Origin of the sequence: Streptomyces kebangsaanensis, from assembly GCF_001906585.1 — a bacterium.
GTDB classification, from domain to species: Bacteria; Actinomycetota; Actinomycetes; order Streptomycetales; family Streptomycetaceae; genus Streptomyces; species Streptomyces kebangsaanensis.
Window position 1 is genome coordinate 18,102 of record NZ_JUJA01000109.1, and the last position, 12,265, is coordinate 30,366.

Below are 12,265 nucleotides of genomic sequence, written 5' to 3' on the forward strand. Positions count from 1 at the left end.
GGCCGCCGTGCCGCCCGGCAGCCGGTAGGCGGACAGGAACAGCAGCGGGAAGAAGGCGCCGATGTTCAGCGCGCCGAGCACCGCCGCCTTCCCCCACCAGACGCCCTTCGGCAGCACACGGGCCGACGCGAGCAGCAGCAGCCCGGCGGGCAGGGCGCGGGCCAGGGCGGTGAGGAGCGGCCGGTCGGGCGGGAGGAACTCGCTGGTGACGGCATAGGTGGTGCCCCAGGAGACGGGGGCGAGGGCGGTGAGGAACAGGGTGGCGGGGCGGCGCGACGGAGCGGACACAGGAAGCACGTAGGTAGCTTAGCTTCAAGCTACTTAGCTTGGAGCTACTTTCTTGCGGGCGACCGTGCGGCGGCGGATACTCGACCCATGAGTGCACGTCCGCAGCGGCGCGGGGACGCCGTCGACGCGATCATCGACCAGTGGGCGGCCGTACGGCCCGACCTGGACACCGCCGGGATGGAGGTCTTCGGGCGGATCTTCCGGCTGTCGCGGGCGATGGGCGAGCGGATGGAGAAGGCGTACGCCCCGTACGGGGTCTCGCGCGGCGAGTTCGACGTGCTCGCCACCCTGCGCCGCTCCGGTGCCCCCCACACCCTCTCCCCCCGGCAGCTCTCGGCGACGCTCATGCTCACCACGGGCGGGATGACCGGCCGCCTGGACAAGCTGGAGGGCGCGGGCCTGCTGCGCCGCTCCCCCGACCCGCACGACCGCCGCGGTCTGCAGGTGACCCTGACCGACAAGGGCCTGCGGCTCATCGACGAGGCGGTCGGCGCGGGTCTCGCCGCACAGACGGAGGCGCTGTCCGCCCTGGACACCGAGCGGGCCGGCCAACTGGCCGACCTGCTGCGGGAGTTGCTGGCCGGGACGACAGAGGCGCAGGCGTAACGGCCGCCGGCCGGGAGCTGCCGGCCGGCGGGGCTGCTCAGCCCACGTGGGCGGTGAGCGCGGCCTCGATCGCGGCCTCGTCGGCCGTGTCCGCGGCCCAGGCGACGTAGCCGTCGGGGCGGACCAGCACGGCCGTACGGCGCCCGCTCGCCCAGCGCTCCGCGGTCAGCCGGCCGGACCGGTCCCGGCCGACCGGGTGCGCCCGCGGGGCGATCAGCACGAACCGGCCGCCGCGCAGGGCCTCGTAAAGGCGGCCGCCGCCGGCGAGGGCGACGTCCGGGACACGGGTGCCGACCAGGCGGTGGGTGCCCCGGGGAGCGGCGTACCGGTAGCCGATGCCGGTGACCTGCCCGGCGGCCCTGCGGCGGACCGGGCCGGCCTTGTCGAGGACGGTGACGAGCATGGCGCGCAGGGCCAGGCTCCAGGGGCGGTGGGCCATGGCGAGCCGGATGATGCCGCCGCTGCTGCGCAGCACGGACCTGCCGACGGGGCGGCGTTCGGCCTGGTAGGTGTCGAGGAGCGCCTCGGGCGCGTGCCCGGTGACGACCTGGGCGAGCTTCCAGCTCAGGTTGGCCGCGTCCTGCAGCCCGGTGTTCATGCCCTGGCCGCCGGCCGGGCTGTGCACATGGGCGGCGTCGCCGGCGAGGAGGACCCGGCCGACGCGGTAGGCGGGCGCCTGGCGCTCGTCGCTGTGGAAGCGGGACAGCCAGCGGGCGTCGTGCATGCCGAAGTCGCGGCCGAGGGCGAGCCGGGTGATCTCCTTCACCTCGTCGAGGTCGACGGGCGCGCTGTCGGTGAGGGCGGTGCCGCGGCGCCAGGCGATGACGCGGTGGTAGCCGTCGCCGAAGGGCACGAGGAAGGCGAAGGCGTCGCCGACGGCGTTGACGGTCAGCAGGGTCTTCGGCGGCTCGGCGAGCCGCACGTCGGCGAGGACGACGGACCGGATCACCGACCGCCCCGGGAACGGCAGCCCGACCGCCCGGCGCACGACGCTGCGCATCCCGTCCGCGCCGACGACGTACGCCGCGCGCAGCGACTCCGGCCGGCCGCCGGGGGTGCGGACCCGGACCGTCACGCCGTCCGCGTCCTGGGTCAGGCCGGTCACCTCGGTCTCGTACCGGAAGTCCACGCCCGCCTTGGCGGCGCGCCGCTCCAGGGCCTCCTCCACCTCGTACTGCGGCAGGACGAGCACGTGGCGGAAGCGGGAGGGCAGGGTGCCGAAGTCGATGACGAGCCGGCCGAAGAGCTGGAGCCGGCCGAGGGGGCGGCCGACGGCCTCCAGGCCGTCGGCGAGGTCGCGGGCGTCGAGCTGTTCGAGGGTGCGGGCGTGCAGGGCGAAGGCGCGGGACAGGTTGCTGATCCGGTGCGGCCGCTTCTCGACGAGGGTGACGGGGACACCGGCGGCGGCGAGATCACCGGCCAGGAGCAGCCCGGTGGGGCCGGCACCGACGACGAGGACGGGAGCGGTGCCGGGGGCGCGGTTTCCAGTGGTGCCGGTCATGGGGACCTCCTGGTACCAACATCCGTTGGCCGGCGCTCATCGGCAACGGCACGCCCGTGGCCCGCGGCCCGGAAACGCGCCCAGGGCGCCCACCTCGCCCACGTACGGCGTGCGTACGTGCGGCGGGGTCGGCGCCCTCGGTGTGCGTGCGGTGGGGTCAGGCCTTGGTCTTGACGTCCACGTTCCGGCTCACGAAGCGGTGCTTGTCCTGGGACCTGTCCAGGACCATGACCAGGCCCGTGATGATCACGAACAGGGCGATCGGGATGCCGACGTAGAGCCCCAGCGTCTGGGCGACGCTCAGGCCCGGACCGGGGTCGTCGCCGTCGTCGCGGGTCAGCGCGAGCGCGGGGGACGACATGAGCAGCATCATCAGCGTCGTACCGGCGGCCAGGGCGCCGGCGCGCAGGGCGTTCTTCTTCTCCACGGTGCCAAACGTAGCGAATGCCCGAACGGGGTGTGCGCCCGGGGTGCCGTATGCGGCCCGCGGGCGCTTCCCGCCCGTCAGCCCCCTGCCCCCGCACCCTCCCCCGTCCCCGCCCGCAGCACGTCCGTCAGCGCGTGCAGCCGGGGTGAGGCGGCGAGGTCCTCCAGGGTCACCGGGCGGCCCTCCGCGTCGGCGACGGGCAGGCGCCAGTTCGGGTACTGGTCCCAGGTGCCGGGCAGGTTCTGCGGGCGCCGGTCGCCGACGGTGTCCGGGAGCCAGAGGCCGACCATGCGGGCGGGGGTGCGCAGCAGGAAGCGGTGGACGGCCCGGATCGCGGCCTCCTCCGAGGGGGCGCGGGCGCCGTCGCCGGTGTCCCGCAGCAGGCCCAGCTCCGTCAGCAGCGCCAGCCACTCGCGGACGTCCTCGGCCGCCTCCGCGCGCTCCTCCTCCAGCGGGCGGGTGAGCAGGCCGAGGCGGTGGCGCAGTTCGACGTGCTCGCCGGTGAGGCGGGCGGCGGTGGACGGCAGGTCGTGGGTGGTGGCGGTGGCCAGGCAGTCCGCGCGCCAGCGCTCGGGGGGCAGCGGGCGGCCGTCGCCGTCCCAGTCCCGTTCGAACCACAGCACCGAGGTGCCGAGCACCCCGCGCCGGTCCAGGGTCTCGCGCACCCCGGGCTCCACCGTCCCCAGGTCCTCGCCGATCACCACGGAACCCGCCCGCGAGGCCTCCAGCACCAGGGTCGCGAGCATGGCCTCGGCGTCGTAGCGGACGTACGTGCCCTCGGTGGGCGGGCGGCCCCGCGGGATCCACCACAGCCGGAACAGGCCCATCACGTGGTCGATGCGCAGGGCGCCGGCGGAGCGGAACAGGGCGCGCAGCAGGCGGCGGAAGGGCGCGTACCCGGAGGCGGCGAGGCGGTCGGGGCGCCAGGGCGGCAGGCCCCAGTCCTGGCCGCGCGCGTTGAAGGCGTCCGGCGGGGCGCCGACGGACATGCCGGCCGCGAAGTGGTCCTGCTGGGCCCAGGCGTCGGCCCCGCCGGGGTGCACGCCGACGGCGAGGTCGTGCACGATCCCGACCGGCATGCCGGCCGCGCGGGCGGTGCGCTGGGCGGCGGTGAGCTGGTCGTCGGTGAGCCAGGCGAGCCAGGAGTGGAAGCCGACGCGGTCCGCCAGTTCGGCGCGGGCGCGGGCGGTCCCGGCCGAGCGGGGGTCCCGCAGCCCCTCGGGCCAGCGGCTCCAGTCCGGGCCGTGCACCTCGGCCAGGGCGTACCAGGTGGCGTGGTCCTCCAGGGCCCGGCCCTGTTCGGCGAGGAAGCCGTCGTGGGCGGCGCGGCGGCCGGGCCCGAGCGGCACCCGCCGCACCAGCTCCAGCGCCTCCCGCTTGAGCTCCCACACCGCGTCCCGGTCGATGAGGGCGCCCTCGTCCAGCACGGCGGCGCGCAGCCGGCCGGCCCGCTCCAGCAGGGGCCGCAGCCGCTCGCGGTCCTCGACGTACGCGAACTCGGGGACGTTCTCGACGCGCAGGTGCACGGGGTCGGGGAAGCGGCGGGAGGAGGGCCGGTAGGGGGACGGGTCGGCGGGCGGGCCGGGTACGGCCGCGTGCAGCGGGTTGACCTGCACGAACCCGGCGCCCAGCGACCGCCCGGCCCAGCCGCTCAGCTCGGCGAGGTCGCCGAGGTCGCCCATGCCCCAGGAGCGGTGGGAGAGGAGGGAGTAGAGCTGGACGAGCAGGCCGTAGGAGCGCCCCGGCGGGGTGGGCAGCCGGGGCGGGGCGGCGATCAGGTGCGCCTGCCCGGTGCGGCCGTCGGGGGCGGTGGCGGTCAGCCGGTGGACGCCCGGCGGGAGGCCGTCGAGGGAGGTACGGGTCCCGCCCTGCTCGGTGTCGACGCGCAGCCGGGTGCCGGGCGGGAGGCCGTGGCGTCCGGGGAGTCCGGTGTCCCCCTCCGCGGCCGGGTCGCCCCAGCGCACCACCGTCGGCGGGAGCAGCCGCTCGCCGAGTTCCCGTTCGCGGGCGGTGAGCGCGGCGCGGGCGGCCCCGGGGGTGCTCGCGTCGACGTCGAGGGCGGCGAGGGCCGCGACGACCGCGGCGGCGGAGGCGGTGACCGTACGGCCCGGGGAGGGGCTGTAGGAGGTGGCGACGCCGTGCAGCCCGGCGAGCCGGGTCAGCTCATCGTCAGGGCGTTCCGGGGGTTCGGCCGGCCGCGGCGCTGTCATCTACGACTCCGCCCAGCCGGGGTCCTGCTCGGCCGCCTCGGCGACCGACTGACTGGTCAGCGGGGCGGCCTCGGCGAGCGGCGGCTCGCTGGTGAGCGGCTCGGCGTCGGGCAGCGGCGGCTCACTGGTCAGCGGGGCCTCGGCGCAGGTGCTCTCGGCGCTGAGGGCGCACAGGCCGGAGTCGTCGGCGGTCGGCAGCCCGCCGGCGAGGGGCGGGCCGCCGGCGGGCAGCGGATCGTCGGCAGGCAGCGGATCGTCGGCGGGCAGCAGATGGGGGGCGGGCGGCTCCGCCACGTGTGCGGACAGGGCCGAGAGCAGAAGGTGTGCCGGTGCGGCCACGGGGGCCTCCTCGTCGAGTACGTCGGGTACGGGCGTCCAGCGGTCGGATGACCGCAGCCCTACCCAGTGCTCGCGAGGGCAGACGTACCAGAGCGAATGACGTGCTGCTGGTCACACTCGACTGGCTCCAGGTTCGGTCAATCGCGGCACAACGGCCACTCTCGTTGACACCTTCCCCCGGGGATGGTGTGGTCAGGATTCTTCGACACCGCCTTCGGCACGACTTTCGAAGGCCGATCGACGAGGAGGGGCCGTGCGACTTCGGCGCGGTATGGGACACGGGAAGAGCACGGCCGCACTCGCGTTCGCCGTCATCGCCGGAACCTTGGCGGCCGCGCCCGCGGCCGGCGCGGCACCGTACGCCCCCGACCCCGGCACCGGCCCGGCACCCGGCACCCCGGCCACGAACCCGGAGCAGCCGGCCGCGGCCTCCTCCGACCTCGCCGTGTGGCCGCGCCCGCAGTCCCTCCGCACGACCGGCACCGCCGTCGAGGTCACCGACCGGGTCGCCCTGGTCACCGACGCGGACACGGACCCGTACGCCCTGGACGCGCTGCGCGCGCTGCTGTACGGGGCCGGCGCCCGGACGATCACGGACCTGAGCGTCTCGGACGCGCTCCCGCCGGGCGCCCTGGTGGTGCGCGCGTACACCGAGCGGGCGCACGGCGACCCGCGCCACGCGCTGCCCTCCGGCGGCTACGTCCTGACCACCGGCGACGGCGGCCTGACCCTCACCGGTGCGGGCGAGGACGGCCTCTTCCATGCCGTGCAGACACTGCGGCAGCTGCTGCGCCCCGACGGGACGGTCCCCGGCGTGACCGTCCGCGACTGGCCGGGCACCGCCGTGCGCGGCACCACCGAGGGCTTCTACGGCACCGCGTGGACGCAGGAGCAGCGGCTGGCGCAGGTCGACTTCATGGGCCGTACCAAGCAGAACCGGTACCTGTACGCCCCCGGCGACGACCTCTACCGCCAGGAGCGCTGGCGGGAGCCGTACCCGGCCGAGCAGCGGGCGGCGTTCCGGGAGCTGGCCGAGCGGGCCCGCGGCAACCACGTCACGCTGGGCTGGGCGGTGGCGCCGGGCCAGTCGCTGTGCTTCGCCTCGGACGCCGACGTACGGGCGCTGACGCGCAAGCTGGACGCGATGTGGGCGCTGGGCTTCCGGGCGTTCCAGCTGCAGTTCCAGAACGTCAGCTACAGCGAGTGGCACTGCGACGCGGACCCGGACCGTTTCGGCTCCGGCCCGGAGGCGGCGGCGCGGGCGCAGGCGCGGGTGGCGAACGAGGTGGCCCGGCACCTGGCGGAGCGCCACCCGGGCTCCGTGCCGCTGTCGTTGATGCCGACCGAGTTCTACGAGGACGGCGCGACGCCCTACCGGCGGGAGCTGGCGTCCGCGCTGGACCAGTCGGTGCAGGTGGCCTGGACCGGGGTGGGCGTGGTGCCCCGCACCATCACGGGGGCCGAACTGGCCGAGGCCCGGCAGGCGTTCGGGCACACCCTGGTCACCATGGACAACTACCCGGTGAACGACTACGCCGAGGACCGCATCTTCCTCGGCCCCTACACCGGCCGCGAACCGGCCGTCGCCAGCGGCTCGGCCGCCCTGCTCGCCAACGCGATGGAGCAGGCGGAGGCCTCCCGCATCCCGCTGTTCACGGCGGCCGACTACGCCTGGAACCCCCGGGACTACCGCCCCGAGGAGTCCTGGCGGGCGGCCATCGCCGACCTCGCGGCGGGCGACGCGCGGCGCCACGAGGCACTGTCGGCCCTGGCCGGCAACGACGCCTCCTCGGTCCTCGGCGGCACGGAGTCGGCGTATCTGCGCCCGCTGATCGCGGCCGTGTGGGAGGCCCGCGGGACGGCGGACCGGACCGCGAACGAGACCGCCGAGGCGCGGCTGCGCGCCGCCTTCACGGTGCTGCGCGAGACCCCCGGCCGCCTCGCCTCCGGCGCGTCCGGCGGCACCCTGGCCGCCGAAGTCGCCCCGTGGTCGGCGCAGTTGGCCCGCTACGGCGAGGCGGGCACGGCGGCGCTCGACATGTTCCGCGCCCAGCGCGAGGGGGACGCGACGGGGGCGTGGACGGCGTACCGGACGCTGGACCGGCTGCGCGCCGGGATCGACCGCGCCGACGTGACGGTCGGCAAGGGCGTGCTGGACCCCTTCCTCGACCGCGCACGGCAGGAGTACGCGACCTGGGCGGGCCTGGCCCACGAGCCGGCCGCGGACCGGGGCGAGGCGTCGGCCCGCACGGTCCGCTTCCCGCGCGCCCGCGCCCTGACCGCCGTGACGGTCCTCAGCGAACCCGGAACCCCCGGCGCCGTGGAGGTCCACGTCCCCGGAGAGGGCTGGCGCCGGGTGGGAGCGCTGGCGGAGCGCGGGGCGACGGAACTCGACACCGGACAGCCCTCGTCCCCGGCCGGCCGGGCGACGCGCCCCCCGGCCCTCTGGCCGCCCGTCTCCCCGGATCCGGGACTCTGGACGCGCCCGCCGGCCCTCGTGCAGCCGACTCCCCCGCCGGCCGGCACCCGGGTCGACGCCGTCCGCGTGACCGGCGCCGACCCTTCCCGGGTACGTCACCTGGTCCCGTGGTTCGCCGACACCGCGGCCGTCGGCCTGGAGCTGCCGCGCACACGGACCGACGCGGAGATCGGCGGCACCGAGCGGCTGACCGCCCGGCTGGTCTCCCACCGCCCGGCCGAGGTGCGCGGCAGGGTCACCGTGGAGGCCCCCGAGGGCATCGAGGTGCGCGTCCCCACCACGGAGCTGACCGTGCCCCGGGGCACCGCGCTGGCCGTCCCGGTGGAGGTCACCGTCCCGCCGACGGCGCCCTCACGCCCGTACGACATCCGCGTGACCTTCGCCGGTCAGACCCGCACCCTCACGGTCCACACCTTCCCGCGCACCGCCGGCCCCGACCTGGCCCGCACCGGCACGGCGAGTTCCTCCGGCGACGAGACCCCCGACTTCCCGGCCACCGCCGCGAACGACGGCGACCCGTCCACGCGCTGGTCGTCCCCCGTCGACGACGGCGCCTGGTGGCAGGTGGAGCTCCCCGGACCGGTACGTCTGGGCAGGGTCGCCCTCCACTGGCAGGACGCCCACCCCTCCGCCTACCGCGTCCAGGTCTCCGCGGACGGCCGCCGCTGGCGCACGGCCAGTGCGGTGAAGGACAGCCGGGGCGGCCGGGAAACCGTCCGCATGGACGAACGCGACGTGCGGTTCGTCCGCGTCCAGGGCGACAAGCGGGCCACGCAGTACGGCTATTCCCTGTGGTCGGTGGAGGCGTACGCGGTGGCGGAGTGAGCCACCGGGGCCCGGGGCCTCACAGCGGCCTTGCCGCGTCTCTCGTCACGTGGCGGTGCCGGGCATCCGTCACCGGCGGGTGTAGGGCTGCGACGGTTGTTCCGGCTGCTGTACGGGCGAGTCGGTGCCGGAGCCGTACGGTGCGGCCGTCGCCGGGTCCCGTACGCCGTCCCCGAACATCACGTCGGGGTCGAACATGACGATCACGGCGGCGATCAGGAGGGCCACGAGCGGGCCGGCGAGCATGGCGAGGAGGAACGACAGCAGGCCGATGGACGACTGCTCGGGCACGGGCCCGCCGGTGAGGTGGACGGAGACCGCGGCCATGCCCGTGTAGTGCATGCCGGACACGGCCACTCCCATGACCAGACTCGCCACCAGGCTCGACCACAGGGTGTGGAGGGAGAGCGCCGCCCACAGGGCCGCCGTGGCGGCCCCGATGGCGATCACGACCGACAGCGCCACCGTGGGTGTGTCGTAGTGGAGGGTGCCGTTGGTGTGCATGGCGGCCATGCCGAGGTAGTGCATGCCCGCGACCCCGAGCCCGGTGAACGTGCCCGCCGCTCCCAGGTTCACCGGTGAGCCGCCCCGGTAGCCGACCAGGAACACCCCGATGGCCACGACGACGATCGCGAGCGCGAGACTGAGAAGCGTTTTCACCGGGTCGTAGTCGACCAGGGCACCCTGGACGTTGAAGCCCATCATGGCGATGAAGTGCATGGACCAGACGCCGCAGCCGATCGACACGGCGCCCAGCGCCAGCCATGCGGCTCTGCGTTCCGGGCGCCGCAGCGAGCGCGTCGTGCATCTCAGCCCCAGTGCCGCGCCGAGGCAGGCCATCAGATAGGCGGCCACGGGGGTCACGGCACCGTAGTAGAAGTTGGAGACATCGGCAGTCACGGAGACTCCCTTTCACATGCGTAACGACGAACGGCGCCGTGGAAGTGATGCGTCGGCAGAGTGGTGAGGCGCACCCTCCCGACAGGCCGGCCGCAGACGTGACGGGCCGGACGAGGAACCGGTGCCCGGGCCTCCGGTCGGAAGGCCCCGGGAAGACGCCGCCGGAACGCGCAGACATCCTCCTGAGGGGTGCAGGACAGGGAAGCCGAACGTCCGGATCAAGCCACTTGGCCGAGTTGCATGCGATTCAAACACAACTTGCACACATTGCCTCCACATTGCGACAACTGTTCGCCGAATCGATACATCACCCCCTTCACCGCACACTTCACCCAGCGGCACGACGCGCGTTGCCGCCACTTCCCGAGGCCGCCCCCGGCGACTATTCACTCGGTACATGTACTTGGTGCATATTGAGGGGCCATGAGCTCCCGTCACATCCTGCTGGGCCTGCTCGCCGGCGGACCGAGCCACGGTTACGACCTCAAGCGACGCCACGACGAGCACTTCCCGCAGGCCCGCCCCCTGGCCTACGGCCAGGTCTACACGACCCTGCAGCGGCTGGTCCGCGACGGCCTGGCGCGGGTGGAGGGCACAGACTCCGACGGCGGACCGGAGCGGACGCTGTACCGCCTCACCGAGGAGGGCTCCCGGGAGGTGGCCGCGTGGGCCGGACAGGTCACGCCCCCCGCGCCCTTCGTGGCGAACGAGATCTTCGCCAAGGTCGTCGTGGCGATCCTCACCGACGGCGACCCGGCCGCCCATCTGTTCGCGCAGCGCGCCGCGCACATGGAGCGGATGCGGGAGCTGACGGCGCTCAAGACCGCCCCGGGAGCCGGTCTGGCGACCGTGCTCTCGGCGGACTACGCCCTCAACCACCTCGACGCCGACCTGCGCTGGATGACCACCACGCGGGCCCGGCTCACCACTCTGACCGCTCTGACCGTGGAGGTCGACCGAGCATGAGCAACCGTCCGGCGCCCCTTGTGGTGGCCCGAGACCTCTTGACGTCCTCCCCGCCCTAAAGGACGGGGATTCCTGCCGCGGTCGGCTGACCGTCTCGGTGGGTTCCTGCTTCAACGCGCTGTGCCGGGACCAAGGTCCTGGTCTTACCGGCGCTCGGCGAGGCGTTTAGCGTCTCCGCCCGTCCGGCGGCGACGATCCGGCGTCCTTCGTACAGGACGTTCTTCGCTGCGTTGTGGTCCCGGTCGTGGGCGGTGCCGCAGCTGCGGCACGTCCATGCGCGGACGTGGAGGGGCTTGGGCCCGTCCCGGAATCCGCAGGCGGAACAGGTCTGGGAGGACGGGAACGACCGGTCGACCCTGGCGAAGGTCCGGCCGTGCTTGACGGCCTTGTATTCCAGCATGCCGACGAACTGGGCCCATCCGGCGTCGTGGACGGACTTGGCGAGGCGGGTGCGGCCCAGGCCCTTGGCGGACAGCGTCTCCACGTACACCGCTTGGTTGTCGCGGATGATGCGGGTGGAGAGCTGGTGCTGCCAGTCCCGGCGCCGGTCCGCCACGCGGGCGTGCTGGCGTGCGACCTTCCTTCGGGCCTTGTCCCGGTTGTTGCTGCCCTTGGCCTTGCGGCTCAGCTCCTTCTGCATGCGCTTGAGCTTCTTCTCCGCCCGGCGCAGGAACTTCGGGGAGTCGAGCTTGCGGCCGTCGGCGAGGACCGCGAAGTGGTGCAGGCCGAGGTCGATCCCTGTGTCCGTCCCGGCCGCGGGAAGGATCTGCGGGGTGGTGTCGACGACGAACGACGCCCAGTACCGGCCGGCCGCGTCCATGGTGAGGGTGACGGATGTCGGAGTCGAGGGCAGCGTGCGGGACCACTTCACCCGCAGGTCGCCGACCTTGGCCACGTACAGGCGCCCGCTGGGCCGGATGCTGAACCCGTTCGCGGTGAGCCGGATGGACTGTCTGCGGTCCTTGCGGGACTTGAACCGGGGCGGGGCGACCCTGGGGCCCTTGCGTTTGCCGGTGAGCGAGGCGAAGAAGTTCCGGTACGCGGCGTGCAGGTCCCGCAGCGACTGGACCAGCACCACGGAGGACACCTCGCCGAGCCAGGCCCGCCCCTCGGTCTGCTTGGCGGCGGTGACGACCTGCTTTTGCAGGTCGGTGTCCTTGAGGTACGGCAGCCCCGCCGCGTGGGCTTCCTGCCGGGCGCGGAGCCCGTCGTTGAAGACCACGCGAGCGCACCCGAACGCCCTTGCCAGCGCGGCGCGCTGCCCGGGCTCGGGGTACACGCGGAAGTTGTACCTCAGCTGCACAACCACGACCGTACCATTTGGTCTATGGGTACGGATGCAGAATTTCGGCGGGGCAGGCATGTGGTTTCTGCGATGCACGTGCACTTGGTCTTCGTGACGAAGTACCGGCGCGGCGTCCTGGACGACGAGATGCTGAGGGTCTGCGAGGACACCATGCGCAGGGTGTGCGAGGACTTCGAGGCCGAGCTGAGGGAGTTCAACGGCGAGGACGACCACGTGCACCTGCTCGTGCACTACCCGCCCAAGGTCGCCGTCTCCAAGCTGGTGAACAGCCTCAAGGGCGTGTCCGCGCGCATCCTGCGCCGGGACTTCACCGGCCGCGCGAACCGGGCGATCATGCACGGGCACTTCTGGTCCCCGTCGTACTTCGCGGCATCCTGCGGCGGCGCGCCGCTGTCGATCATCCGGCAGTACATCGAAC

The 12,265-nt window shown here is 74.2% G+C and carries 10 protein-coding genes and 1 pseudogene; 4 read left to right on the forward strand and 7 right to left on the reverse strand.

What is annotated here, in order from left to right; all coding sequences use genetic code 11:
- A pseudogene (locus RH94_RS43510) lies at positions 1-288 on the reverse strand (EamA family transporter); the annotation flags it as partial.
- Between the two features lie 87 nt (positions 289-375).
- Between RH94_RS43510 and RH94_RS15785 the strand changes: the two are divergent.
- On the forward strand, positions 376-894 hold the full coding sequence (locus tag RH94_RS15785; RefSeq protein WP_073948224.1) for a MarR family winged helix-turn-helix transcriptional regulator: 519 nt from the start codon (positions 376-378) through the stop codon (positions 892-894).
- A 37-nt stretch (positions 895-931) separates the two neighbouring features.
- Here the strand turns inward: RH94_RS15785 and RH94_RS15790 are convergent, their stop codons facing one another.
- The 4 genes from RH94_RS15790 to RH94_RS46350 all read right to left on the reverse strand — a co-directional run bounded on the left by RH94_RS15790 (position 932) and on the right by RH94_RS46350 (position 5,371).
- A complete protein-coding gene (locus tag RH94_RS15790; RefSeq protein ID WP_073948225.1) occupies positions 932-2,395 on the reverse strand; it encodes an FAD-dependent monooxygenase in 1,464 nt (487 codons plus the stop codon).
- Positions 2,396-2,552: 157 nt separating this feature from the next.
- Positions 2,553-2,822 (reverse strand): hypothetical protein, encoded by a 270-nt coding sequence (locus RH94_RS15795; RefSeq protein WP_079189048.1) that lies wholly within the window; start codon positions 2,820-2,822, stop codon positions 2,553-2,555.
- 77 nt (positions 2,823-2,899) lie between these two features.
- Positions 2,900-5,032 (reverse strand): 4-alpha-glucanotransferase, encoded by a 2,133-nt coding sequence (gene malQ / locus RH94_RS15800; RefSeq protein WP_073948226.1) that lies wholly within the window; start codon positions 5,030-5,032, stop codon positions 2,900-2,902.
- Positions 5,033-5,371, reverse strand: coding sequence for a hypothetical protein (locus RH94_RS46350; RefSeq protein ID WP_079189049.1), 339 nt, complete (start codon positions 5,369-5,371; stop codon positions 5,033-5,035).
- 271 nt (positions 5,372-5,642) lie between these two features.
- On the opposite strand from RH94_RS46350, the gene RH94_RS15810 reads away from it, so the two are divergent.
- The gene (locus RH94_RS15810; RefSeq protein ID WP_073948227.1) at positions 5,643-8,675 is read left to right on the forward strand and encodes a beta-N-acetylglucosaminidase domain-containing protein; all 3,033 of its coding nucleotides are present in this window, start codon (positions 5,643-5,645) and stop codon (positions 8,673-8,675) included.
- Positions 8,676-8,744: 69 nt separating this feature from the next.
- Here the strand turns inward: RH94_RS15810 and RH94_RS15815 are convergent, their stop codons facing one another.
- Complete coding sequence (locus RH94_RS15815; RefSeq protein ID WP_073948228.1) at positions 8,745-9,575, reverse strand: MHYT domain-containing protein; 831 nt, start codon at positions 9,573-9,575, stop codon at positions 8,745-8,747.
- A 423-nt stretch (positions 9,576-9,998) separates the two neighbouring features.
- Here RH94_RS15815 and RH94_RS15820 point away from each other — a divergent pair, with 423 nt between their 5' ends.
- Complete coding sequence (locus RH94_RS15820; protein WP_073948229.1) at positions 9,999-10,541, forward strand: PadR family transcriptional regulator; 543 nt, start codon at positions 9,999-10,001, stop codon at positions 10,539-10,541.
- Positions 10,542-10,596: 55 nt separating this feature from the next.
- On the opposite strand, the gene RH94_RS15825 is transcribed toward RH94_RS15820, so the two are convergent.
- Positions 10,597-11,844, reverse strand: a complete 1,248-nt coding sequence (locus RH94_RS15825) for an RNA-guided endonuclease InsQ/TnpB family protein (RefSeq protein ID WP_073948230.1) — start codon at positions 11,842-11,844, stop codon at positions 10,597-10,599.
- 24 nt (positions 11,845-11,868) lie between these two features.
- Between RH94_RS15825 and tnpA the strand changes: the two genes are divergently transcribed.
- On the forward strand, positions 11,869-12,265 hold a 397-nt coding region (gene tnpA, locus RH94_RS15830; protein ID WP_079189005.1), incomplete at its 3' end, for an IS200/IS605 family transposase.

Excerpts from the sequence above, each read along its gene's own strand:
- RH94_RS15785 (WP_073948224.1), top strand. The coding sequence starts at position 376 with ATGAGTGCACGTCCGCAGCGGCGCGGGGACGCCGTCGACGCGATCATC.
- RH94_RS15790 (WP_073948225.1), bottom strand. The coding sequence starts at position 2,395 with ATGACCGGCACCACTGGAAACCGCGCCCCCGGCACCGCTCCCGTCCTC.
- malQ (WP_073948226.1), bottom strand. The coding sequence starts at position 5,032 with ATGACAGCGCCGCGGCCGGCCGAACCCCCGGAACGCCCTGACGATGAG.
- RH94_RS15810 (WP_073948227.1), top strand. The coding sequence starts at position 5,643 with ATGGGACACGGGAAGAGCACGGCCGCACTCGCGTTCGCCGTCATCGCC.
- RH94_RS15820 (WP_073948229.1), top strand. The coding sequence starts at position 9,999 with ATGAGCTCCCGTCACATCCTGCTGGGCCTGCTCGCCGGCGGACCGAGC.